Below are 23,795 nucleotides of genomic sequence, written 5' to 3'. Positions count from 1 at the left end.
CGCCCCATGCGGCGAAGCCTGTCCTTCCCTCCGGGCCACACGTCCGGCTACGGCTCGGCCGCACGCGAGTTGATCTCGGAGGTCATCCTCGGTGCGCTGGACGGGGCGTCGGCGCCTTGCTGCGGTGCGCGCACGTCGACCGGGACGCCCGGTCGTCAGCTGCCCGGTTCCTCCTCGATCGTCGGTTTCGGCACCTCGCGCAGATGCCGGGACTCTCCCGGCCTGCCGCCTTGGCGGGCCCGCTCGGCACGCTGTGCCGCGCTCAGACCCAGGTCGGAGCCGGGATCCACGCGCACCGATCGGGCCACCTCCTCACGGTTGCCATACTGCTCGGCCGGGATGCCACGCAGCGCCTCCACGACATCCGGCGCGGCGCCCGACCGGCTCGCCGCTTCGATCAGCCTGTCCTTGCCTGCCAGGGAAGTCGACATCCTTGATGGCCTCCACCACGTCCCGGGCGCTCGTACGGTGCGTCATGTCCTCTTCTTCCTCATCGGAATCCGCTGGACCAGCCGGGTGAAGCGCCGCGTCAACGGGTGGCGTCCCGCCAGGTGGTGTAGCGGATCAAGGCGCCGGAATCCGCAGGCCATTGCCGCATCGGCGCGGCTCGGGACCGCGCATGGCGCTGACGGCAGGTCAGCCGCTTCGCGACCCGGGAGCCGTGTCCCATGGGGTGGCCGACGCCCGGCTTACCGGAACACGTCGAGCAAGGTCGCTTACACCACGAAGCGGGACACGACCCGTCAACGAGCTACGGACGCGCAACCCACGCAGGTTTTCGCCGCCGGGTGGACTTCGAGGCGTCCCGGCGGGATCGGCTCACCGCATTGCTCGCAGCGCCCGTAGTCGCCTCTGTCCAATCGCTCCACGGCGTCATCGAGCTCGTTCAGATGCTCGCGCGCCGAGACAGCAGGGCGGCGACGTGCGCACGCCCGAAGGCCGTGCTCGCCCCCTCCGGGTGCCTGCCCGTCTTCCCCGGACGCCGGCGTCGGAAGGGGTGATCCGGCCCTCGGGTTCCACTGCCGTGGCCTCTTGCACGACCATGCCGGACCCGCCGCGTGCCATGGAGCCGAGATGGACCAGGTGCCAGTCCTGCGGACACCCGTCGACCGAGCTGTACTGGCACATGGGGGCCATATACCCGGTTCGGAAAGGTCGTGCCGCGGAGGGTGAACGGTGAGCAGAGACGCCTCGTCGGAGGCCTCGCAGGGGGACGTAGGACGCCGGATGCCCCGCAGCCGGCGAGCCGTGACGGCCTGGGCCCCGGCGGGGACCCCACACGGTGGGACGCACTCGGGTACCCGGCCGCTCGTGCCACAACCACGGCCAGGGGTGCTCACCCACGTGGCGGTCCCGGTACGTGGCGGTCCGGGGCCGTGTCCGGGTCGGGCGGCGTACCGCCGACGATGCCGACGCGCGCCGACACCGCCGCGACCGTTCGGGAAGAGTCCGTCTGACGCCGGGTGCGCCGCGCGACGTGGGTTCCCCCGCGTCGCGCACCGCAGGTGTCACCGGCGCTCAGCGGTCGAGCGGCTCGTAGTCGAACCAGTCGAAGTGGACCGGGCCCGACGAGGCGAACATGCCGAGAACCCGTCCGGTGAAGCCCCCGGCGACCTCGGTGGACAGGTAGCGGCCGTCGAGCGCGGCGAGCGCGGCGAAGGCGCCGTCCGGTTCCTCGATGCCGAGGGTGATGGTGTCGGGGCCGGTGCGTGCGTCCGTCAAGGTTTCGACGGCGGCCGTCTCGACGCGCAGGACGAGGGGTCCCGGCGGTACCGGCCGGGAAGCCACGACCGTGCTCACCGAGCCGATCCGGGCGAGGACCCGCACCTCTCCGGACGCGGCCTCGATGTCGTAGTGATGTCGCTCGTCGAGTCGGACGGCCAGGCCGCCCCGTCCCTGGCCGACGTCGACCAGGATCCGTGCCCGGCAGGACAGGTGCTGCTGCCGCCGGCCGAGGAAGGTCACGTCGGTGTCGTCGAGGGATGCGCCGCGGGCGCGCAGGGTGAGCCAGCCGGGCCGTTCCTTCGTGGTGCAGTTCTCCGGGGGACGGTGGCGCAGCGACACCCAGTGCGGAGCGAGCTCGCTGAGGTCGAAGTCGTCGCGGACCGGGGTGACCGTGACCGGCTGGAGCGGCCACCGCGGTGCGGGGGCCTGCAACGAGAGTTCGCCGACGACCGGCCAGCCGTCGGCCCAGTCGACCGGCACCAGGAAGGTCTCTCTGCCGAGCACGTGCCAGCCGGGGGTGCCGCCGCGCGGCCGTACCCCGAGCAGCACCATCCACCACGAGCCGTCCGGTGCCTGCACGAGGTCCGCGTGGCCGGTGTTCTGGATGGGGTGCTCGATGCCGCGGTGGGTGAGCACCGGGTTGGCCGGGCACGGCTCGAAGGGGCCGTCGGGGGTGCGGCTCCGGGCGATCGAGACGCCGTGGCCGCGCTCGGTGCCCCCCTCTGCGATCAGCAGGTACCAGAAGTCGCCGATCCGGTACAGGTGGGGCGCCTCCGGGGCCTTGGCGCCGGGCGACCCGGACCACACCTTGCGGACGGGGCCGAACGTCTCACCGGTGTGGGGATCGAGGCGGACCTGGCCCACGCCCGCGACCGTGCACCAGCAGGTGCCGTCCTCGTCCCAGGCGAGATCCGGGTCGATCCCGGGGACCCCGGGCAGCCGGACCGGATCGGACCAGGGGCCTGCCGGGTCGGTGGCCGTGAACAGCATGTTGCCGTCGCTGCTGACATTCGTGACGATCAGCCAGAACCGGCCGTCGTGGTGGCGCAGCGTGGGCGCGTAGATGCCGCCCGAGGAGCGCGAGTCGAGCGGCAGGCGCAGCTGGCCGGGCCGGTCCAGCGCGTTACCGATCTGGGACCAGTGCACCAGGTCGCGGCTGTGGAAGACCGGGACGCCGGGGAAGTACTCGAAGCTGGAGCACGCGAGGTAGTAGTCCTCGCCCACCCGGCAGATGCTCGGGTCGGGGTGGAAGCCGGGGATCACGGGATTGCTGAAGGTGGTGGCACCCGTCTCGGGCAAACTCGACATGCTGATCAAGTCCTCTCGTTCACGGCGCAGTTGTACGACCACGCTCGAACAGGGCGGCACCGCCTGGCGACTGGCGGATCCTGTGGTCGGTGGTGTTGCCCACGTTTCGCGCGGTCATTCGCGGTGATCACCCTCTTCTGCGTCATGTTCGGGGTCGCAGATGGCGGGGTTCAGGCCCACACACCGTTCTGAGCGCACCAAGGTCCGCGACAGCGGGGCGAGTTCGTGGGGCAGGAGTCCGCCGGCCGGGTGCGGGCTCTGGACCTGCCGGCCGCCCGGACCCGGCTACGACACGGGCCACGGCCTGCCCACCGGCCCGGAGATCCACGCGGACGTCCGCCGTTACCTCCCCCGACGCCCGCGAACTGCTCGGCGACGGCGGCGAGGCGTACAGGGAGGCGATCGTGGAGCGTCACCCCTCGCTCGTCGGCTCCTTCCTCATCGACATCGCCAACAGCTCCCTCAGGAGTGGGCGCTGACCACGCCCCCGGCGCTGAGCACGACGTAGACGCGGTCGATCTCGACACCGGCGTCCCGTCCGTTCGCGTCCATCGTCCCGGACACACCGCCGGCGTCGCCGAGGATCCGCGCGCGGTAGTGGTCCTCGCCGACCTTCGTGACCTTGGCCGTCCAGCCGCCCATGAGCTCGAAGGTGCCCGGCCCCTCGTGTCCGCCGCCCATCCAGGCCTCGACCCGGCCGTCCTTGGTGAGCACGAGGAACATGTCGTTGGCGTCGAGCCCGGCGTCCCGGTGCTTGGCCTCCATCGTGGCCAGGACGTCACCGTGGTGCACGAGCTTGAGCAGGTAGTGCTGGACACCGAGCCGGCGGATCTCGGCCTTGCTGCCGTCGGGCAGGGTCCGGGTGCGGACCGGGGACGCCGTCCTCGGCGTGGTGGCAGCGGCGGCGGTGCGCCGCGCGGCGGTCGTCTGCGTCCGCATACCGCTCCCGGCCTCGTCCGCGGTGGTCTGGACCCGGCCCGCGCCGGACGTGGCCGCGGTGACGTTCTTCGTCTGGCCGGCGGCGTCCTTGCCCTCGCTCTGGCAGGCGGTCAGGGTCAGGGCGGCCGCGGCGGCGACGGCGAGCAGGGCGGCGGAACGGGCGGTACGGCGGGCACGGCACGTGGTCATGTGAAAACTCCCCCATCGACTGGTCAGGTCGTGTTTCGCTCTTGCACCCCGTGAGATGGCGCCCGGGCGTGCGTCGTTCACCCGGGTCTGTCCGCGTTCGGTAACAGGAGAGTTCACTCCGGCCGCCCGGCTGAGTACGCCTACTCATGCCGCCCCGCCCCCGGGGCGGAGACGATGGGCGGTGTCGGCGGGCGGACGGGAGACGGGGCCATGGGCAGATTTCTGGGGGCGGTGGTGGCCGTCGTGGCGGCGGGGGCCGCGCTGGTCTTCGCGTACGTCGCGGGGGCACCGCCCACGGTGGTGTTCACCGTCGGGGCGGGCGCGCTGAGCCTGTTGTGGCTGCTGCTCCTGCTCACCGTTCCCTGGAACCTGTACTTCCGCGCGCACGCGGTACTCGCCGAGACGGCGGTCAGCCGTGCCAAGGGCATGGAGATCCCCCCGGCCCGGGACGCCGAGGCCGCGCGCATCGCCCGTACGATGCTGCGGGCGGCGGTCGCGGGGCACCTCCTGACGGCCGGGGCCGTGGTCGCGGTCGCCTGGGCGACCCGCGAGTTCACGGGCTACTGGTTCGCCGGCTTCTTCCTGCTGAGCACCTTCTTCCGGCCGGCCGGCGCGTACTTCGCGCAGTTGCGGCGGCGCCTCGGCACCCTCCTGCGGGAGGTCACGTTCCCGCGGGACGACGTCGTCGAACTGCACCTGCGGCTGGACCGGGCCGAGGCCGGGACACGGGTCCTGGAGGAGAAGGCGGAGGAACAGTACCGGGCCCTGGCCGAACTGCGCCGCACCATGGACGCGCTGGCGATGAGCACGTACGAGCGGGCCGAGGAGACGGACCGCAGGATCGCCGCGCTGGGCCGGGAGTTCGAGTCCACCGTGAACCGTCTCACCGACAACCAGGAGATCATCGCGGGCGTGAAGGCGTTCCTGCGGCTGCTGCGCTCCCCCGACGCGGCCGACGGCACCCCGGTCTCCGGCTGACATGGGTGGGTCCGGTGAAACTGATCCACCGCCGGCCGGCGGTGCCACCCCCAGGTGCGGGTGCGCCGGCGGATCCTGTTGCGCAGGGCCTCGTGGTGCACACCGAGTCCGCTCACGTCACTGCAGGCATCGTCTGGGCTCCGCTCACGACACCCACCTGACCCTTCCGTCACCTCTTCCCGCATCTCGGGGGAACCTCACAGCGAGAACTGGTCCGCATACGTGTCCTCGCTGACGTGACCGGGCTGCAATACCGGCCTCGGGACTGGTGAGCTCGCACGGCCGGGTCAGCCTGGCTTGACCGCCAGCGTCGCAAAATAGTGCGACATGTACTGAGCGGATGCGTTGGATTGGTGCGGCGCTTCCGCGAAGCCGGTGACGACGAACCCCGCGGCGAGTTGCCCGCCGATCTGGTCGGTGAGGGTGTGGCTGTATTCAAGAGGGGCATCCGCACCGAACTTCGTGGCGCGTTCCTCGGCGGAGTACTGCGTGACATCGCTGTAGGGCAGCTTGTGCACGACGATCAGCTCGCCGCGCTCGTCGAGCGCCTCGTGGTCGAACAAGTACGCATCAGGGTTGAGAAAGCCCGCGAGCAGTGTTCCGCCCGGTCGCAGGACGCGGAAGCACTCACGCCACACCGGTGCCACGTCTGGTACGAACAGGTTGGAGACCGGATGGAATACGACGTCGAATGTTGCGTCGCCGAAGGGGCTGAGGTCGCGCATGTCGCCCAGGACGGTGCGCAGCTCGAGTCCGTCGCGCGCCGCCACCATCTGGTCCTGGCCGAGCTGGCGGGGTGAGTTGTCGAATACGGTGACCCGCGCCCCTGCGGCGGCGAGGATCGGACCCTGCTGGCCACCGCCGGAAGCCAGGCACAACACGTCCTTGCCGGTCAGGTCCCTCGGTAGCCAGGAGCGGTCGACCGGCTCATGCCCGATGAGAACAATCGACCAGTCGCCCGTGCGGGCGCGTTCGACATCCTCAGCGCTCACTGGCCTCGACCACTCGTTGCCCTCTTGGACATACTTGTCCCACGCCGCCCGATTGTGGGCAGCGGGGTCGACAACACTGTCCTGCACGTTCAACTCCCTGCTACAGCCAAGCGGACACCTGCGGTACTGACAGTCCGGTGCCGCCAGCCAACACGATCGCAGGGTGCGGGCTCAACGAAATTAGAAGGTCGGCGTCGGCGAATCGGCGGTGGAACCGGTACAGCAGATCGCGGACCTGTTCCCGGACCGCGCGGTGGCAAGCAAGTTCCAAGGCCGCCGAACACTGTGACTCTCGAATACCGACACTCCACCGGTGCGGCGCTGACGCGGGCGCGGCGCGAGTGCGGCCGGGCGGGTGCCGGGCGGGTGGCGGGCGGGTGCGCCGGAGCCCCTCGGGGCCGCCGCGGAGGCGGCTTCGAGGGGCTCCGTGCGGTGCGGTCCGCCGGGCGGGGTCAGGGGCTGCGGCGGCGCGCCGGGGCGCGTGAGGCGGACTTGGGCTCTCGGGGCAGGTGTTTGCGCTCCGCCCCGGGCCGTGCGGTGTCCTCGGTGTCCTCGGTGTCGAGCACGTGGTCGCCGTAGAGGTCCTGCAGCCAGTTGCTCTGGTAGATGGTGTCGAGGTAGCGCTCGCCGAGGTCCGGTGCGATGGCCACCGCGGTGAGGTCGGAGGTGCCGTGGCGGGACAGCCAGTCCGTCGCGCCGCTGACCACCGTGCCGGTGGAGCCGCCGAACAGGAAGCCGTGCCTGGCCATGCGGTGGCACATCCGGATGGTGTCCGGCTCCTCGACGCGGATCACCTCGTCCACGAAGGACTCGTCGAGCAGCGGCGGACGCATGCTCATGCCGAGGCCCGGGATCATCCGGCGGCCCGCCTCGCCGCCGAACGCCACCGAACCCACCGCGTCCACGGCGACGATCCGCACCGGCCGGTGCCACTCCCGGAAGTAGCGGGCGCAGCCCATCAGGGTTCCGGTGGTGCCCGCCCCGACGAACAGGACGTCCAGTTCCGGGAACCGGCGGGCGATCTCCGGCGCCGTGGTGCGGTAGTGCGCCGACCAGTTGCCGGGGTTGGTGTACTGGCTGAGCCAGACGTATCTGTCGTCGGAGGCGCACAGGTTGCGGACGTACTCGATGCGGGTGCCCAGGAAGCCGCCGTTGGAGTCCTGGTCGGCCACGATGTGCACATCGCTGCCGAGTGCCTCCATGAGGAGCCTGGTCGACAGGTTGCAGCGGGAGTCCGTCACGCACAGGAACCGGTAGCCCTTGCTCGCGGCGATCATGCTGAGCGCGACTCCCAGGTTCCCGGACGAGGACTCGACGAGGACGGAGTCAGCCTTCAGGAGTCCGTCGCGTTCGGCGCTCTCCACCATCTCGTTCGCGGCCTTCAGTTTGATGGATCCGGCGAAGTTGAAGGCCTCGCACTTCAGATAGAGCGCGTGTCCGCAGATGGACTCCAGGTCGACGAAGAGATCGCCCTCGTTGAAGGCGTGGGGAGCGGAGATGACAGGCACGGCGGGCCTCCTGGTGCCGGGCCGAGGACGACGGTCTCAGCCGTACCGGCGCAGTTCGTGGAAGAAGTCATCGATGAGACGCAGGTCTCCCGACCGGGACACCTCGTCGTAGACGTACTTGCCGACGGCGAGGTCGAGGACGCCGAGTCCGAAGGGCGAGAAGATCACCGGGCGGTCGGGCGGCGGGGCGGCCCGGCCGGACATGACGTCGCCGAGGGTCCCGTTCAGGAAGTCCCGGTCGCCGGTGAGCTGTTCGGCCAGATGGGGCGACGTGTCGGCCTTCAGGCAGTGGTCGACGTCGTCGACGAAGTTGGCCGCGCCCAGCAGGATTTCGGGGGCGAGGTCGCGCAGCGAGACGTGCAGGACCAGCGGGTTGTGGGTGAACCAGGCGGGGTCGGTGACATGGGGCCGGCCCGCGATGGTGGCGAAGACCACGAGGTCGCTGCCGCGGACGAGGTCCTCGGCGCTGTCGTGGACGGTGATCCGGGCGGCGCTGCCGGTCCCCCGCAGGTAGCCGCTGAAGCCGGCGGCGCTGTCGGCGGACAGGTCGTGCACGCCGACCTCGTCGAAGTCCCAGCCGGTACCGGCCAGGAAGGTGTGGATGTAACGGGCGATCAGGCCCGTGCCGAAGAAGCCGACCCGGGTGGGGCGGGAGCGGCCGCGGCTGAGCCAGTCGGCGGCCAGGGCCGCGGAGGCGGCCGTCCTGGTGGCGCTGATGATGGAGCTCTCCAGGCAGGCGAACGGGTACCCGGTGTCGTGCTCGTTGAGGATGAGCACCGCGGACGCCCGCGGCAGTCCGGCGCTCACGTTGTCCGGGAAGCTGGAGATCCACTTCAGCCCGTCCACCTGGACCTGGCCGCCCAGGGAGGCCGGCAGCGCGATGATCCGCGAGCTGGGCCGGTCGGGGAAGCGCAGGAAGTACGACGGCGGGTTGACGGAGTCGCCGGCGTCGTGCAGTCGGTAGGCGGCCTCGACCAGTTCCACGAGCTGTTTCTCACGCCCGTTCAGCGCCTGTTGCACCTGTTCACCGGTGATCACGGCGAAGGTCGGCAGGTGCCCCGGTGCGGGTCCGGCGGCCGTGGCCGTCGGCAGTGTGTCGGTCATCGCTCGCTCGCCTCCAGGGCAGGGCAGTCCTCGGCCGGCCGTACGGGCTCGCCCATGCCGACGAGGACCTGCCGGTCTCCGCTGAACGCCTCGCGGCTGTGCGCGGTGCGGATGTTGTCCACCAGCAGCAGGTCGCCGGGCTGCCAGGGGTCGCGCCGGGTGTGCGCCTCGTAGGTGGCGTTGATGGTCGTGACGACGTCCTCGGGGATCGGGGAGCCGTCGCCGTGGCGGGTGTTGAAGGGCAGTCCGTCGGCGCCGTAGACGTCCACGAGGTATTCGCGCACCTCGGGGGCGAGCGTCCACTCGTTGAGGAAGGCGATCTGGTTGAACCAGCAGCGCCGGCCGGTGACCGGGTGCCGGACGACGGCGTTGCGGCGCTGCTCGGTGCGCAGCGTGCCGTCGGGCTGCCAGGTGAAGTCGATGGCGTTCGCCCGGCAGTAGCGTTCGATCTCGGCGCGGTCGCCGGTGCCGAAGGACTCCGTGAGGCTCGCGCCGATCTCGTCGTTGTAGGTGCGGGTCAGGATCCAGCCCTCCCGCTCGAACCGTTCGGTGAGGCCGCTGGGCAGTGCCCGCAGCACCTCCTCGGCGTCGGCCAGGGCCGTCGCCCCGCCCTGCTCGGGCGCGGTGAGGCAGGCGAACAGCATCAGGCCGGGCACCTGGAGCGCGTAGCTCAGTTCCTGGTGCATGCACATCGGCTGGTTGGCCGGCCAGGGCGTGGAGGAGTAGAGCCCCCGGCCGTGCGCCTCGCGGGGGGCGAAGGCCTCGTGCTCCGTCATGAGTTCACCGGCCAGCCCCGTGAAGACGGCGCCCGTCCGGCCGGCGTCCCGCAGCCCGAGGCCGCGCACGAGCAGCGCGCCGTGTTCGGTGACCTGGGCGCGGAGCGCGTCGCGGTGCTCGGCCGCCCACTTCGGGGCGTCGTCGGGCGGTTCGACGCGCAGCAGTGCGGGTCTGTCGGGCCGCAGCTCCACGTCGAGGGGTGATGCCAGGGAGGAGGACGGCATCTCGGGTTCCTTTCGGTCGACCGCCTGGGGTGTGACGGGTCGGGACGTCGGACGTCGGTCAGGAGGAGGCGAGGGGCAGGACGGTGTCCAGGACGGCCCGTGCCGCCTCGGCGGGCCGGGTACGGGTGAAGTGGTGCCCGCCGTCGGCGAGTTCGTGGAGCTCGACGTGGTCGGCGAGGAGCTGCCAGTCCCGGTGCCGGCGGTCGTGGCCCGCGGTGTGCGGGTCGTCGGCGGCGACGACCACCGTCACCGGTGCGGACAGCCTGACCGGTGGCGGCGCCTGGAGAGCCGCGTGGAAGTAGCGGTGCGCCGAGAGGCAGTCGTGACGGTAGGCGGCGGCGATGTGCTCGGCGTGCCGGGGGGTCAGCTCGGCGAGTTCGGCGTGGCCGCCGTCGGCGGCCAGTCGCGCCGCGATCTCGCGGTCGCTGCGGGCCGTCAGTTCGGCGACGGCGGCCTGCCGCTCGGCCGCGGTGCCGAGCAGGTGGGCGCCGAGGAAGACCCGTGCCACCTGTACGCCCCGCTGCTGGAGCCGCCTGGCCGTCTCCACGGCGGGCGCGGCTCCCGACGAGTGTCCCCACAGCATGACCCGGGTCGGGCCGCGTGCCGCGATCTCCGCGGCGACCCGTTCGGCCACCTCCTCGATCGGGGCGAAGGGTTCGGGGGGTGCGGCCAGGTTGTGGCCGGGCAGGTCCACGGCGAGTACCGCGAGGCCGCTGTCGGCCAGCGCGCTCGCCATCGGCTGGTAGTTGACCGCGTTGCCGCCCGCGTACGGGAAGCACACCAGGGCGTTGTCCGGTCCCCCGCTCCCGCCCGAGAGGGAGAGCAGCAGTTCCTGCTGGGGCCGGTCCGCCGTGCCTTCCAGCAGGGCGGCCAGGTCGGCGAGGACGGGGTGCCGGGTGATGTCCTTGAGGGAGACCGCGCGGTCCAGCGCGAGGCTGAGCTTGACCGCGGTGAGGGAGGTGCCGCCGGAGTCGAAGAAGTGGTCCGTGCGGCCGATCCGCTCCGCGGGGACGCCGAGCAGTTCGGCCCAGACCGCGGCCAGCCGCCGTTCGGCCGGGCTCAGGTCGCCCGCGGACGGCTCGGCGGGCCGGGACGCCTCCTCGGCCTGCCTTGTCAGGGCCTTGCGGTCGATCTTGCCGTTGGGGGTCAGCGGCAGGCTCTGCCGCCAGTGGAAGGCCGAGGGCACCATGTAGTCGGGCAGGGTGGCGGCGAGCGCCTCCCGCAGCCGCTCCGCGGGCCGCTGTTCGCCGCTGTGGAAGGCGATCAGGTGCTTGCCGCCTCCGCCGCGTTCGGCGACGACCACCGCGCCGTCCCGTACTCCGGCCACGCGCAGCAGCGCGTTCTCGATCTCGCCGATCTCGATCCGGAAGCCGCGGATCTTGACCTGGCTGTCCCGGCGGCCGAGGAACTCCAGTTTGCCGCCGGGGTGCCAGCGCCCCCAGTCGCCGCCCAGGTAGAGCCGTTCACCGGGCCGGTAGGGGTCGGTCCGGTAGGCCTCCCGGGTGCGCTCGGGGTCGTTGACGTATCCGCGGCCCACGCAGACGCCGGAGAACGCGATCAGTCCCGGGGCGCCCAGCGGCAGCAGCGACAGGTGCTCGTCCACGACGTAGACCCGGACGTTGCCGACGGGCCGGCCGAGCAGCACCCGGTCGGGCACCTCGCGGAGCAGCTCGTGGTTGGTGTCGTCGGACGTCTCCGTCAGCCCGTAGGCGTTGAGCAGCCCGATGCCGGGCTGGACGGCGAGCCAGCGCTGGACCAGCTCGCGTTTGAGCGCCTCGCCGGTCACCGACACGCAGCGCAGGTCGGGCAGCGGGCGCGGGGTGCGTTCCAGGTAGGAGACCACGACCTCCAGGTACGACGGCACCAGCTGCGCCACGCCGACCCGGCCGCTCTCCAGGGTGTCGACGAACCGCGCCACGTCCGTGATCACGTCCTGCTCGACCAGCAGGGTCCGGCCGCCCACCAGGAGCGGGGCGAGGAGCTGCCACAGGGAGATGTCGAAGCACTGCGGGGCGGTCTGGGCGACGACGCACCCCTCTCCGATCGCCAGGTCGTCGATCTTGGCGTGGAGGTGGTTGAGCATGCCCGCGTGCTCGCACATCGCGCCCTTCGGCTCGCCGGTGGAGCCGGAGGTGAAGTAGATGTAGGCGAGTTGGCCGGGGTCGACCGGGATGCCGGGGTCGTCGTCGGCGTGCGGTTCGGCGTACGCCTCCTCGACCGGCAGTTTCCGGGTCCCCGGCAGGCCGGCCAGGGCCTCGTCGAGGGTGTCGGTGGGGCCGGTCCCGGTCAGGACCAGCCGGCAGCCGGCCCGGGAGAGGGTCGCGGCGATCCGGCCGGCCGGGAAGTGCGGTTCGATCGGCAGGTAGACACCGCCGGCCTTGAACACCGCGAGCACCGCCGCCGACCAGTCGAGGGTGCGCTCGGTGACGACGGCGACCACGCCCTCCCGGTCCAGGCCCCGCGCCAGCAGCGCCCGCGCCAGCCGGTTGGCCCGCCGGTTGAGTTCGTCGTACGTCCACTCCCGCCCGCCGTGTACGGCCGCCACCGCCTGTGGGTGCGCCCGTACCCGCTGTTCGAACAGTTCGTGGGCCCGGGCGTCCGGCAGCGGCCGGTACGGACCCGCCATGCCGTCGAGCTGCTCGCGCCGTTCCTCGGCGGACAGCAGACTCTGCCGGGTGTGGTCGGCGTCCGGGTCGGCGGTCATCAGGCGCAGGGCCGCCAGGTGGTAGCCGCCGATCCGGGCCGCCGCCGCGGTGTCCAGTACGTCGGTGCGGTGCCGCAGGCGCAGGGTGAGCCGTCCGGCCCGGTCGGACCAGCGCACGTGCAGGGAGCCGGTGTCGGCGTGGGCCGCGTCGGTTTCGAGGGGGCCGGACACGATCTCGTACGGTGGTTCGGTCAGCCCCAGTTCCCGGCGCAGCTTCTCGACCGGGAAGTCCCGGTGGGTCAGCACCTCGGTCTCGGCCGACCGGGCGGCGGTCAGCAGGGTGTGCCAGGAGCCGGCGGGTACGGACGTCCGGCAGGGCAGCGGTTCGGCGGATGTGCCGGTGCTGTGACCGGTGACCACCTCCGGCTCGCCGGACAGTACGGCCAGCACCTTGAGATGCGCGGCCAGCAGCAGGGTGCCGACCGGCAGTTCGCGGTGCGCGGCCAGCGCCCGCAGCCGCGCGGTCAGGTCGTCAGGCACCGGTATCTCGTGCTCGTCCGTTCCCGGGGCGGGTGTCCCGTGCCCGGCCGTGCCCGGCGCCGGTTCCGCGGTCCACCGGGGCACGGTGGTGACACCGCCGGCGGTCAGTGCCCGGCTCCAGAACTCCCGGTCGGTCTCCACGCGCGTTCGCATCGAATGGCCTTCCTCAACTCACGGTCGCCGCGGCGGCGTCGGTGGTCGGCTTCGCCCGGCCCGGGCCGGCGGGCCGGCTGTCGGTCTCGGGCAGGTCGACCGCGGGATTGCCGCCCCACCGGGCGTTCGGGGGGACTTCCTCGCCCTTCATCAGGAAGGCGTCGGGTGCCAGGACGGAGCCGTCGCCCATGGTCACGCCGTAGTGCACGTGGGCGGCGACGCCCAGCGTGCAGCGGGCGCCCAGGGTGGTGCCGTCGGACTTGAAGGTGCCGTCCTCCTGGGAGTGGCACTGGATCTTGCTGCCGGCGTTGAGGGTGCACTCGTCGCCGATGGTGGTGAGGGTCCGCTCGGTCAGGTAGCAGCCGTCGTCGAAGACCCTGCTGCCGATGCGCACGCCGAGCAGCCGCCACACCAGGCTCTTGTAGGGGGTGCCGTTGAAGATGTTGAGGAAGTGGTCGGGTACCTTCCACAGCCGCTCGTGCCACCAGAAGTACGGCTCGTAGATGGAGCACAGCCGGGGGCGCAGCGCCCGGAAGGAGGCGAGGTAGCGCTCCACGAGGATGTAGTAGGCGGTGGAGAAGACGAGCGTGAACGCCAGGTATCCGGCGATCACCACATGGCCGACCACGCCGTACAGGTCCACGGAGGCGAGTCCGAACAGGGTGAGCCAGAAGGTGTGCAGCCAGCGAACGAACAGCATGAGGGCCATGGAGCGCAGGTTGTAGCGGTTCTTCGCGGCGAGCCGGCGTCGCAGGGTGTCGCCGGTCCTGAAGTGGTCGAAGCGGGTGTCGCGGTCCACCGAGCGGGGGATCTCGAAGCACGGGGAGCCGAGCAGTCCCACGCCTTCCCGGACCTCGCCGTCGAGGGGGATCATCACCTTGGTCGCGAGCAGGCAGTTGTCGCCCGTCCGGCCGCCCGCCGGGTAGGCGATGTTGTTGCCCAGGAAGTTGTGCGGTCCGATCGAGACCCTCGACAGCCGGAAGGACGTGCTGGAGAAGTCGGCGTTGAGGATGGAGAGGCCGTCGGCCACCATCGTGCCGCTGCCGACGGTGACCAGCAGGGGTGTCTCGTGCTGTACCTCGGTACCGAAGTTCGACCCGGTCTGCTCGACCCGCGACAGGTCGTATCCGAGACCGCGGAGGTAGAACACGATGTAGGAGCTGTCGCCGAAGAGCCAGGCGAAGAACTTGACGTTCGTCATCCGGGCGGTGGCACGGTGCAGCGCGTAGTGCAGACCGTAGAGCGGGTAGGTCCGGTCGGGTCTGACGACCAGGCCGAGCAGGCGCGGGAGCGTGTACAGGGCCAGCAGCCCGAGGACGACGAACCCGAAGAACAGCGCGAGGGAGAGCAGCAGGGCGTCGGAGAGCAGTTCCGGCCAGGACAGCGCGGTCGTGGTGGGGTCGAGTCGCTTGCCGATCGCCGGTACCTGGGTGAACAGCATGTAGATGCCGCCGACGGCCAGCGGGATGTACAGGACGAACAGCTGCACCAGGGTGCTCAGGCCGAACCAGAAGCGGCGCGCGGTGCCGCAGTCGGCAGGTGCGGCCCTGACGTAGTCGGTCGCCGTCGGCTCCGCGGGTGAGCCGTGCCAGTGCTCGCCGTCCGGGACGGCCTGGCCGCGGTGCAGCGCGGACGAGTGACCGAGCTGGGCTCCGTGGCCCATCGCCGTGTCGATGTCGAGGACGGTCTTCTCCCCGACGAAGACGTCCGTGCCGAGGGTGATCCGGCCGGTCTGGATGTGTCCCGCGCGCGCCCGGTAGCCGAGGAGGAAGGAGTCCTTGCGGATGACGGTGCCCGCGCCGATCGTCAGCAGGTCGGTGCAGACCGGGACGGAGTGGGTGAGGATCGTGACGCCCTTGCCGATCCGGGCGCCGAGGGCCCGCAGGTACAGCACGTACAGCGGGGTCCCGGTGAGGAAGACCATGGGGTTCGCGTGGATCAGTACCTTGACGAGCCAGAAGCGCAGGTACGTCAGGCTCCACACGGGGAACTCGGCGGGTCGCCAGCGGCCGACGAGCAGCCATTTCGCGGCGATCGGGAATGCGCACAGCGCCGCGAACGCGACGCTTCCGAAGAGCAGCGACCGCAGGTAGACGTCGGCGAGGCCCTTGCCGCTGGCTATCCACTCGTAGCCGGTGGCGGTGACGTACCCGGAGACGAGGGAGTAGCCGAGGAAGGCCAGCAGCTGGAGGGTTCCGCACAGCAGGTGGTCCCAGCGCCTGCGGCGCGGGCCGGGGTCCGGGGCCGGCTCGGGGGCCGGCGGGGCCGGTGGCGCGTCGGTGGGCACGGTCGCGCCGAGAGCGGCTGCCAGGCTCCGGACGGTGGGGTGCCGGTAGATGTCCTTCATGGTCGGCGACGGCATGTCCGGCTGCTTGCGTATGCGCGCGCAGAACTGGGCCATGACCAGGGAGTTGGCACCCAGGTCGGTGAAGAAGTGGTCGTCGACGGGGACATGCCCGGTGTCGAGGAGGTCGGCCAGGGCCTGCGCGAGGCGCTGCTCGATCGGGGCTCGGCCGGGGCGCGTGTCGGTCAGGGCGACGGCAGGTTCGTCCGGCTCCGACACGACCTCGGAGGACTGCTCCACCATGCGATCTCCTGAAGAACGTCAATGTTCCTGATCACGAACCGGCGGATTCAGTTTGTCCGGATAGCGGCTTTGCCTGCCACTTGTCGCATTGAGGGGGGAAGGCGCCGTGAAGGAGCCGTCAGGCCTGTATTTCCCTGCTTTCCCGCCCGGACGGGGAACGCGCGAATCACCCGATCGGCGGCCCCCCGGGCGGTGCCCGGCACGCGTCGGCGCCGGGGTCGTCCGGCGCCGACGCGTCGCCTCACACGGCGGTGGTGTCGGTGGCGGCGGTCTCGGCCGCCGCGATGGCGACGAACCGGCGGATGGCCTCCACGGGCATGTCGAGGCCCTCGGAGGCGGCGCGCTCGTCACCGAACACCTGCACCGCCTCGGCGACGGCGACCGCCAGTTCGGCCTCCGCCTTGCGGACCTTGCCCTCGGCCTTGTCCACGGTGTCCACCACCGTCAGCTGGCGGCGCTGCTTCTCCTGGAGTCGCTGCTTGCGGGAAAGCGTCTTGTCAGAGTTCTGCACAGTCACGACCAAGATCATATGCAGCACCGCGCACCCCGCGAAATCGTCAAGTCCCGCTCCGTCCTGCCTGGTTCGGAGCACGGGAAGCCCGGTGTCAGGCCGTCAGTGTCGCCCACACCGCGTGGCCGCTGGTGAGCCGCGACCGGTCGACCCCCCAGGAGTCGGCGAGCTGCTCGACGAGCAGCAGCCCCCGGCCGCCCTCGTCGTCGGGACCGGGCTCACGACGGGGCAGGCTCCGGCGCGAGTAGTCGTGGTCGTGGACCTCGAGCCGCAGGCACCCCTCGGACACCAGGCCCATGCCGCACAGGATCCGCACACTGAGCGTGTGGATGACGGCGTTGGTGGCCAGTTCGGACACGAGCAGCACCGCGTTCTCGCAGAGGTCCCGGGAGAGCCCCCACTCGCTCAGGCGGGTCCTCATGGAGCGGCGGGCGACCCTGACGCTGGAGCGGTGCGAGGGCAACTCGATCCAGTGCGCCTGATCGGGGGCGGCGATGTCCAGCAGGTCACGGGGGGAGGTCGTGTGGGGGGACACGGTGGCTGCCTTCCGTAAGGCGGGGGTGCGCGACGAGGAGCGGGCAGTGCGGAGCAACGTCCGCACGGGAGCGGGGCGTTGCCCGTGCAGTGGACGCGAGTGGCTCAAGTAACTATGCGCGCATCCGAGTTCAGGCTGCAACCGACTCCCTGATAATTTCAGAATGCCGGTATCGGTCTGGTCGCTGCACCAAGTGCCTGTCACACTCGACGCATTGACGGTTCCTCAGGAGGTAAGGGCGTGAGCGAAGGCCGTTCGAACGCGGGCAGCGCCAGTGCGCCCACCGTTCTGCGCATGATCCTGGGCCGGAGGCTCCAGGAGCGGCGTCAGGGCGCCGGCGTGTCACTGGAGGACGCCGCGCGGGCGCTTCGGGTCACCCCGCTGACCATCCGCCGCCTGGAGAAGGCGGAGGTCGCCCTCAAGCCCCTGTACGTCGAGAAGCTGCTCCAGACCTACGGTGCCGACCGGCAGGAGCTGGACGAGTTCGTCGCCTTCGCCGAGCGGGCGAACGAGCCCGGCTGGTGGCACACCTACCGTGACGTACTGCCCACCTGGTTCAGCGCCTACGTGAGCCTGGAGACCGGGGCGTCGACCCTGCGCACCTACGAGCCGCAGTACGTCACGGGGCTGCTGCAGACCCACGCCTACGCACGCCACGTGCTCAGTGGCGGCTTTCCCCACGAGAGCGACGAGGACCTGGCACGGCGGGTGAACCTGCGGCTGCGCCGACAGGCCCTGCTGGAGCGGCCCGACGCGCCCACCCTGTGGGTGGTGATGGAGGAGGCCGTCCTGCACCGGGTGGTCGGCGGCCCCGAGGTGATGCGGGAGCAGATCGAACGGCTCCTGGAGGTCTCCGAACTGAAGCACGTCAGCGTCGACGTCGTCCCGTTCACCGCCGGCGCCCACATGGGCGCGTGCGCCCCGTTCACCTACTTCCGGTTCGCGGAGCCCGAACTGCCGGACGTCGTCTACAGCGAGATCCTCTCCGGCGCGATGTACCTGGACCAGCGCTCCGACGTCGTGGCGCACCTGGAGGCGCACAACCGCATGTCCCTGCTCACTTCCGACGCGCAGAGCAGGGCGCTCCTGAACCGCATGCGCAAGGAGTACTCATGACCATCATCGACGGCAGCGCCCACGACGTGTACAACGGCATGCCCGCATCGGACCTCGGCGAGCAGGGCTGGGAGTCGCCCTGGAGCGGCCCCAACGGCGGCCAGTGCGTGCAGACGAAGCAGCTCGCCGACGGCAGGATCGCGCTGCGGCAGTCGACCGATCCCGCGGGGCCCGCGCTGATCTACACCCCGGAGGAGATCACCGCGTTCGTCGCGGGGGTCAAACGGGGCCTCGCGGACCATCTGACCACTGGCTGACCCCTCCCCCACGCAACCCCCTGGAAAGGTTCATGATGAGCAACTCGCCCGCGGCGCGGGACATCGACACCAGCAGGCCCCACTCCGCCCGCATGTACGACTACTACCTGGGCGGCAAGGACCACTTCGACGTCGACAAGGTGGCGGCCGAGACGGTGGCGTCCGCCTACCCGGGCATCTTCGTCTGCGCCCGGGAGAACCGTGCCTTCATGCACCGCGCCACCCGTGTCCTCGCCCGCGAGCACGGCATCCGGCAGTGGCTCGACATCGGCACCGGCATCCCCACCGAGCCCAACCTGCACCAGGTCGCCCAGTCCGTGGTCCCCGACGCCCGGGTGGTGTACGCCGACAACGACCCGCTGGTCCTCAAGTACGCCGAGCGGCTGATGCGCAGCACGGCGGAGGGCCGGACGACGTACATAGAGGCGGACGTCAACGACCCGCAGACGCTGCTCGACGCCCCCGAACTCGCGGAGATCCTGGACCTCGGGCAGCCGGTGGCCCTGTCCCTCAACGCCCTGATGCACTTCGTGACGGACGCGCAGGACCCGTACGGCATCGTGAGCCGGCTGCTGGACGTCCTCCCCTCGGGCAGCGCGCTGGCGCTGAGCCACTGCACGCCCGACTTCGACCCCGCGACCTGGCAGAAGGTCACCGACATCTACACCAACGCCGGCACGCCGGTGCAGTTCCGCTCACGCGCGGACGTGACGCGGTTCTTCGACGGGCTCGACCTGCTCGACCCCGGCGTCTCGGTGGGCCACCGCTGGCGTCCGGACCACGAGCCGACCGCCACCGACGCGGAGGTCAGCCTGTGGACCGGGGTGGGCATCAAGCCGTAGGGCCACTGCGAGGGGGGAAGGGCCCCTGGGCTGTCGTACCGCATGGGGGTGCGGTACGACAGCCCGGGGGTGTCAGCCGATGTGGTAGCTGTCGCCGTACACCTTCCAGTTCAGCGGGGTGTCGAGGCACAGGTTGCCGTTGCGCAGGAAGACCCGCTGCTCGGTGTCGACCCGGGTGGTGTCGCTGTGCGCCTCCTCCTGCTTCATGGCCCAGACGCGGGCGTCGAGGAAGGCGTTGAGATACGTCGTCTCGTTGCCGCCCTGGGCCGGCGGCTTGGCGTGGCCGAGGGCGCGCTTGCGTATGTTGCGGAAGCTGGTGGCGTCGTCGCCGTCGCCGTGCATGACGATGGCGTCGTAGTAGGTGAACTGCCCGAGCGTGCCCAGGCCGTCGGTCTTGCCCTGCTGGACGGCCGGGTTGAAGTACACGCGGTCGCGCTCGTCGTTCTGCGCCTGCTGGAAGGCGCTGTCCTGGGCGGCCTTGCGCCAGTCGGCGGGGAAGTTCGGGTCCAGGCCCGCGTGCGAGTCGCTGCCGTTCACCCGGCGCAGGGCCGGGAGGTACTTGGCGAGGACGTTGCCGGGCTTGCGGTCGGTGTAGAGCTGGACGAGGTCGAGCATGTCACCGGTGCCGGAGCAGAAGCCGATGATCCCGGCGGTGTAGCCGCGGCCGTCGCCGATGTCCTCGATGTACTTGTACTGCGCCTTCCAGTCGAGCGAGGAGTTCTCCGCGCTCGACACCAGCTTCATGGCGATCTCCTTCTTCGCCGGGTCGTCCAGGCCGACGCAGCTCGCGGCGACGGCGGCGGAGGCGTGCGCGGGGCGCAGCAGCACGGCTCCGGCGGTGGCGGCGCCGAGCATCGCGAGCAGCGCCCGGCGGGAGGTCAGGACGGGGTTGGTCGTGGCGTGGTTCGGATGCCTCACGGGGGCTCCTGCGGGGGGTGAGGGGTCGGTCATCGACACTCATCGATAGGAAGGTTTCCTATCAGTGATGGCCGATGTTGTGTACCCGTCACACAGAAGTTCGTAGGGTCGAACAAATCCCAGGCAACTCCCAGGCAATTCCCGGGCAACCCATGGGGCGCGTGCGGCTCAGTCCGCGGCCGTCCAGGCGCTCGGCCCGATGCCCTGCCACTCGATCAGCTCGGGGTCGTCGACCGTCGTACTGGCCTCGGGCAGGCCCGCCCGGCGCAGGAACTCGACCACGTCCAGCAGGTGGTGCGCGGTGCCGACGTACTCCCCGCGGATGCTGACCCGCCGGCCACCGTCGGGGCCCGGCGGCTGCACGATCACAGGCGCGCCTCCCATGGTGTCCGAATGCCCGTTCGGGGCGGAGATCATGCGGCGCCCGGGGCCGGGTCAGCGGATCACGTCGAAGACGTTCTTCTGGAGGCCGTTGGAGTAGGCCTCGTGCTCCACCAGCCGCAGCCGCCGGGCATCCTTGTCGGCGGTGCTGAACAACCGCTTGCCCGCGCCGAGCAGCAGCGGGAAGACGAGCAGGTGGTAGCGGTCGATCAGGCCGGCGTCGGACAGCGTGTGGTTCAGCTCGGCACTGCCGTGCACGATGATCGGGCCGCCGTCGGTCTCCTTGAGGGCGGCGACCTCGGCGAGCGAGCGCAGGATCGTGGTCTCGCCCCAGTCGGAGACCAGGTCACCCTCGGCGAGGGTGGTGGAGACGACGTACTTCGGCACCGTCCTGTAGTGCGCGAACTCCGCCATGCCGGGCCAGACCGGACTGAAGGCCTCGTAGCTGACCCGGCCGAGCAGCATGGCGGTCGACTCCTCCTGTTCGCGGCCCTTGATCTCGAAGGCCTCGGGCACGAACTCGACGTACTTGAAGGTCCAGCCGGAGTTCCGGTAGCCGGGCTCGCCGCCCGGAGCCTCGACGACGCCGTCGAGCGAGATGAAGGCAGTGCTGATCAGGGTACGCATCGGGGTTTCCTCGCCGTCCGGTGTCCGTGGGGGAGCTGGCTTCGCAGCTCCAGGATCTGACCGACAATTAAAATTGTCAAGGAAATCGAAATTGTCGGTGGGAGGGAACGGCGCGGGAACGCGCCGAGGCCGTGCAATCCGCCTCCTGCTCACGGCCACCGTCGCCTTCGTCGCCCCGGCCGTCGCCTGCAACCTGTCCGGCGGCCCGGGCTGCACGGTGTCCGTACTCGATCACCACATCGCCCCCCTGGGCCCGCTGGCGATCTTCTGCGCCGGCCTGGCGCCGGCGTTGATCTCCTGCCTGGCGCCGGCCGTCATGGCGGGCGGCGCGGCCCATCGCCGCCACCCGCGCGCGGGATCGCCCACGACCGGCCGGTTCCCGGGCCCCGTCACGTAGTGGAATATTCAACAACCCCTGTCCGTTGGTGCCCTCGAAGGAGGTCACGGTGGACACCACGTACTACGACCAGGGAACCGCGGCGGAGCGCTGGGAGCGGGCGCAGCTGTTCTTCGACGCCAAGGACTACGCCGGCGCCGCGCGGGTGCTCGCGGGGCTGGTCGAGGAGGTGCCGGAGCAGACCGGCCCCCGGCTGCTGCTGGCACGCTCCTACTACCACTCGGCGCAGCTGAGCCGCGCCGAGGCGGAGCTGCGCACGATCGTCGAGCGGGACCCGGTGGAGCACTACGCCCGGCTGATGCTGGGGCGCACCCTCCAGCGGCAGGCCCGGCACACGGAGGCGGAGCCGCACCTGCGGATCGCCTCGGCGCTGGCCGGGGACTTCCCGCAGGAGTGAGTGACCGTGACTGATCCCCGAAGGGCCCCCGGACCGGCGTGTTCGAGGGGCCCTTCGGCATCCGTGACGGGGCCGGGGTGGTCAGGCCGAGGTGTCGTCGTGGTGCGCGCGGGTGCCGCGGCGGGGGTCGGGCCGGGGCGGTCCGGCGGCGTCCAGGAGGGCCCGTAGGACCTGTTCGTCGCCGGGCGGCAGGGCGGTGACGAAGCTGGCGAGGACGGCCTCCCGGTCCTGTTCTCCGTCGAGCAGGCGGCGCATCCGCAGGGCGGCGAGCCGGGCCACGTCGGCGGTCGGCGTCCACAGGAAGGACCGGCCCTGCCGCTCGCGGGCGACGACCTCCTTGGCGAGCAGCCGGGTCAGGATGGTCACGACGGTGGTGTGGGCGAGGTCGCCGCCGAGCCGCTCCCGCACCCAGGCCGCCGTGACGGGACCTCCGGCCTCCCTGAGCGCGCCGAGCACCTGCCCCTCCAGCTCCCCCTGCCCGCGCCGGGTCCGGCCCATGGTCCCGTCACCCCTTTCCGGGCTCCGCACAGGTGGCCTCAGGGCACCGGCGGGCCCGTCCGGCAGGCTCGCCCCTGCGGTGCCGGCGTGTCCGACCACGCTACTTCACGGCGGGCCCGCCCCCGTAGGTCCGCTGCCCGCGCCGGTGCGCGAGCTCGCCGAGCACGATGTCGACGGCGAGGAAGGCGGCGAGCGGGACGCCCAGCAGGGGCACGAAGCAGCCGAGCACCGCGACCACCGCCATCGCCGGCACCAGCAGGTGGGGCGGGACCTCCGCCCACGCCCCGCGCGGGATCGGCCGGCCGAAGGCGGAGCCGCGGCCGCGTTGCCACCACATGCGGTAGCCCCACAGGATCAGCAGGACCAGGGCGAGGGCGAGCAGGGCGAGGTCCAGCTGGTTGACGAGGCCGAAGAGGATCCCGGTGTGCAGGTCGATGCCCCAGCGGGTGAGCTTGGCGAGCACCGGGTAGCCGTCGAAGCGCAGTACGTCGGTCACCTCGCCGGTGCCCGGGTCGACGGCGACCGCGTCCTGCTTCTCTGGCCAGCTGCGCTGGACCTGACGGACGACGTAGGCGCTGTTCGCGTCGGCGGGCGGCACGATCTCGACGGGGTTGCCGAGCCCTTCGGCGCGGGCCGCGGCGAGCACCTTGTCCAGGCCGACGCCGTGCCCGGCGCCACCGCCGGCAGCGGACGCCGTGTCGTGGCCCGCGTGTTCGCCGCCGCTCGCGACCGCCGAGACGGAGGGGGTGGCCTGGCCGAGGGAGGTGCGCAGTTCGTCGATGCGGGCGCCGGCGTAGGTGGACCAGGTCAGGCCGGTCGCCGACAGGAAGACGAAACCGGCCGCGGCCCAGACGCCGACGGTGCCGTGCAATCCGAGGGTGCGCCGCCGCCCACCGGTGCCGCGCAGCTTGCGCAGCGCCCGCCGCCTGGAGAACCACAGCACGAGGCCGCCGCCCGAGATCACCCACAGCCAGCTCGCCGCGAACTCGCTGTAGAGCCTGCCGGTGTCGCCGAGGTGCAGATCGCGGTGGAGTTCGTCGATCCAGGTGCGCAGCGGGAGCGCGCCGGTGGAGCCGTACTGTTCGAGCGCGCCGCGCACCTTGCCGGTGTACGGGTCGACGAACACCGCGAGGGTGTGGTCCGCACCGACGCCCGGGACGCCCGAGAGCAGCACCCTGGTGGTCGCGCCCGGCTCGGGGGACGGGCGTATCGCGGAGACGGTGCCCTCGGGGTGGGCCGTGCGGGCGGCGGCGACCTGCCTCGAGATCGGCAGCTCGGCGCTGCCGACCGGGACGGTCAGCTCATGGGCGTACACGAGCTTCTCGGCCTGGAAGGAGAACGCGTACAGCAGGCCGGTCGTGGCGGCGAGGAGCAGGAAGGGGGCGACCAGGACGCCGGCGTAGAAGTGCAGGCGCAGGACGAGGGGGCGCAGCGGGGCCCAGCGGCTCGAGGACGCGGCGGGGACCGTGGGCTGCGGGGGTCCGTCCGCCGGGAGTCCCTCCGATGGAGCGGAGCCGAAGCCGGGGGAGGTCGAGGGGGCGCTGGACATCGTGGGCTGCTCCGGGGACTGGCGGTGCGGGGTGGGGACGGTCCAGTAGTCGGAGCGCGACCGGACCGGGTTCCAGACAGTCGAAGTGACCCGTGTCAC

General features: G+C 71.4%; 22 protein-coding genes and 1 pseudogene. 6 read left to right on the top strand and 17 right to left on the bottom strand.

All coding sequences use genetic code 11. The annotated features are described in order from the left end of the window. Nucleotides 1-155: 155 nt before the first annotated feature. The 4 genes and pseudogenes from ACZ3KP_RS02155 to ACZ3KP_RS02140 form a co-directional block, all read right to left on the bottom strand. Complete coding sequence (locus ACZ3KP_RS02155; protein WP_467495651.1) at nt 156-431, bottom strand: DUF2795 domain-containing protein; 276 nt, start codon at nt 429-431, stop codon at nt 156-158. A 312-nt stretch (nt 432-743) separates the two neighbouring features. Beyond that, a pseudogene (locus ACZ3KP_RS02150) lies at nt 744-958 on the bottom strand (TraR/DksA family transcriptional regulator); the annotation flags it as partial. 560 nt (nt 959-1,518) lie between these two features. Continuing rightward, nucleotides 1,519-3,033, bottom strand: coding sequence for a glycoside hydrolase family 43 protein (locus ACZ3KP_RS02145; RefSeq protein ID WP_467495649.1), 1,515 nt, complete (start codon nt 3,031-3,033; stop codon nt 1,519-1,521). 462 nt (nt 3,034-3,495) lie between these two features. Then, nucleotides 3,496-4,161: a hypothetical protein gene (locus ACZ3KP_RS02140; RefSeq protein ID WP_467495647.1), complete on the bottom strand. Its 666-nt coding sequence runs from the start codon at nt 4,159-4,161 to the stop codon at nt 3,496-3,498. A 210-nt stretch (nt 4,162-4,371) separates the two neighbouring features. Here ACZ3KP_RS02140 and ACZ3KP_RS02135 point away from each other — a divergent pair, with 210 nt between their 5' ends. Then, a complete protein-coding gene (locus ACZ3KP_RS02135; RefSeq protein ID WP_467495645.1) occupies nt 4,372-5,139 on the top strand; it encodes a hypothetical protein in 768 nt (255 codons plus the stop codon). 287 nt (nt 5,140-5,426) lie between these two features. On the opposite strand, the gene ACZ3KP_RS02130 is transcribed toward ACZ3KP_RS02135, so the two are convergent. From ACZ3KP_RS02130 to ACZ3KP_RS02095, 8 genes are all read right to left on the bottom strand, one after another. Beyond that, complete coding sequence (locus tag ACZ3KP_RS02130) at nt 5,427-6,218, bottom strand: class I SAM-dependent methyltransferase (RefSeq protein WP_467495643.1); 792 nt, start codon at nt 6,216-6,218, stop codon at nt 5,427-5,429. A 365-nt stretch (nt 6,219-6,583) separates the two neighbouring features. Further along, on the bottom strand, nt 6,584-7,639 hold the full coding sequence (gene sbnA / locus ACZ3KP_RS02125) for a 2,3-diaminopropionate biosynthesis protein SbnA (protein ID WP_467495641.1): 1,056 nt from the start codon (nt 7,637-7,639) through the stop codon (nt 6,584-6,586). Between the two features lie 36 nt (nt 7,640-7,675). After that, on the bottom strand, nt 7,676-8,743 hold the full coding sequence (gene sbnB / locus ACZ3KP_RS02120) for a 2,3-diaminopropionate biosynthesis protein SbnB (protein WP_467495639.1): 1,068 nt from the start codon (nt 8,741-8,743) through the stop codon (nt 7,676-7,678). After that, the gene (locus ACZ3KP_RS02115; protein WP_467495637.1) at nt 8,740-9,744 is read right to left on the bottom strand and encodes a TauD/TfdA family dioxygenase; all 1,005 of its coding nucleotides are present in this window, start codon (nt 9,742-9,744) and stop codon (nt 8,740-8,742) included. Before ACZ3KP_RS02115 ends, sbnB begins: the two co-directional genes overlap by 4 nt. A gap of 58 nt (nt 9,745-9,802) precedes the next feature. After that, nucleotides 9,803-13,081, bottom strand: coding sequence for a non-ribosomal peptide synthetase (locus ACZ3KP_RS02110; protein WP_467495635.1), 3,279 nt, complete (start codon nt 13,079-13,081; stop codon nt 9,803-9,805). 13 nt (nt 13,082-13,094) lie between these two features. Next, complete coding sequence (locus ACZ3KP_RS02105) at nt 13,095-15,668, bottom strand: Pls/PosA family non-ribosomal peptide synthetase (protein ID WP_467495633.1); 2,574 nt, start codon at nt 15,666-15,668, stop codon at nt 13,095-13,097. Between the two features lie 241 nt (nt 15,669-15,909). Continuing rightward, nucleotides 15,910-16,185, bottom strand: a complete 276-nt coding sequence (locus ACZ3KP_RS02100; protein WP_467495631.1) for a hypothetical protein — start codon at nt 16,183-16,185, stop codon at nt 15,910-15,912. 88 nt (nt 16,186-16,273) lie between these two features. Further along, complete coding sequence (locus ACZ3KP_RS02095) at nt 16,274-16,714, bottom strand: ATP-binding protein (RefSeq protein ID WP_467495629.1); 441 nt, start codon at nt 16,712-16,714, stop codon at nt 16,274-16,276. Nucleotides 16,715-16,954: 240 nt separating this feature from the next. Between ACZ3KP_RS02095 and ACZ3KP_RS02090 the strand changes: the two genes are divergently transcribed. Genes ACZ3KP_RS02090 through ACZ3KP_RS02080 form a run of 3 tightly spaced genes read left to right on the top strand, consistent with a single transcriptional unit; the run spans nt 16,955 to nt 18,929 of the window. Further along, nucleotides 16,955-17,830 carry a helix-turn-helix domain-containing protein gene (locus ACZ3KP_RS02090; protein WP_132888067.1) on the top strand — a complete coding sequence of 292 codons (876 nt, stop codon included), beginning with the start codon at nt 16,955-16,957 and terminating at the stop codon, nt 17,828-17,830. Continuing rightward, nucleotides 17,827-18,087 carry a DUF397 domain-containing protein gene (locus ACZ3KP_RS02085; RefSeq protein WP_132888066.1) on the top strand — a complete coding sequence of 87 codons (261 nt, stop codon included), beginning with the start codon at nt 17,827-17,829 and terminating at the stop codon, nt 18,085-18,087. Before ACZ3KP_RS02090 ends, ACZ3KP_RS02085 begins: the two co-directional genes overlap by 4 nt. 35 nt (nt 18,088-18,122) lie before the next feature. Further along, nucleotides 18,123-18,929: an SAM-dependent methyltransferase gene (locus tag ACZ3KP_RS02080; RefSeq protein ID WP_467495626.1), complete on the top strand. Its 807-nt coding sequence runs from the start codon at nt 18,123-18,125 to the stop codon at nt 18,927-18,929. Between the two features lie 72 nt (nt 18,930-19,001). Here the strand turns inward: ACZ3KP_RS02080 and ACZ3KP_RS02075 are convergent, their stop codons facing one another. The 3 genes from ACZ3KP_RS02075 to ACZ3KP_RS02065 form a co-directional block, all read right to left on the bottom strand. After that, nucleotides 19,002-19,784, bottom strand: a complete 783-nt coding sequence (locus ACZ3KP_RS02075) for a chitosanase (RefSeq protein WP_467496752.1) — start codon at nt 19,782-19,784, stop codon at nt 19,002-19,004. Nucleotides 19,785-20,015: 231 nt separating this feature from the next. Next, nucleotides 20,016-20,231: a hypothetical protein gene (locus ACZ3KP_RS02070; RefSeq protein WP_132888064.1), complete on the bottom strand. Its 216-nt coding sequence runs from the start codon at nt 20,229-20,231 to the stop codon at nt 20,016-20,018. Between the two features lie 51 nt (nt 20,232-20,282). Beyond that, nucleotides 20,283-20,855 (bottom strand): dihydrofolate reductase family protein, encoded by a 573-nt coding sequence (locus tag ACZ3KP_RS02065; RefSeq protein ID WP_467495624.1) that lies wholly within the window; start codon nt 20,853-20,855, stop codon nt 20,283-20,285. A gap of 97 nt (nt 20,856-20,952) precedes the next feature. Here ACZ3KP_RS02065 and ACZ3KP_RS02060 point away from each other — a divergent pair, with 97 nt between their 5' ends. Then, nucleotides 20,953-21,252, top strand: a complete 300-nt coding sequence (locus tag ACZ3KP_RS02060; protein ID WP_467496751.1) for a hypothetical protein — start codon at nt 20,953-20,955, stop codon at nt 21,250-21,252. A 49-nt stretch (nt 21,253-21,301) separates the two neighbouring features. Next, nucleotides 21,302-21,649, top strand: coding sequence for a tetratricopeptide repeat protein (locus tag ACZ3KP_RS02055; RefSeq protein ID WP_358983949.1), 348 nt, complete (start codon nt 21,302-21,304; stop codon nt 21,647-21,649). A gap of 81 nt (nt 21,650-21,730) precedes the next feature. Here the strand turns inward: ACZ3KP_RS02055 and ACZ3KP_RS02050 are convergent, their stop codons facing one another. Together ACZ3KP_RS02050 and ACZ3KP_RS02045 are read right to left on the bottom strand one after the other, a co-directional pair. Next, nucleotides 21,731-22,147 carry a BlaI/MecI/CopY family transcriptional regulator gene (locus tag ACZ3KP_RS02050; protein ID WP_467495622.1) on the bottom strand — a complete coding sequence of 139 codons (417 nt, stop codon included), beginning with the start codon at nt 22,145-22,147 and terminating at the stop codon, nt 21,731-21,733. 100 nt (nt 22,148-22,247) lie between these two features. Continuing rightward, nucleotides 22,248-23,696 carry a PepSY-associated TM helix domain-containing protein gene (locus ACZ3KP_RS02045; RefSeq protein ID WP_467496749.1) on the bottom strand — a complete coding sequence of 483 codons (1,449 nt, stop codon included), beginning with the start codon at nt 23,694-23,696 and terminating at the stop codon, nt 22,248-22,250. Nucleotides 23,697-23,795: the final 99 nt, after the last annotated feature.

The sequence above is a fragment of the Streptomyces sp. NPDC020958 genome (assembly GCF_055562175.1).
Note: the sequence above shows the minus strand (reverse complement) of the source record. Positions and strands in the feature narration are given on the sequence as shown.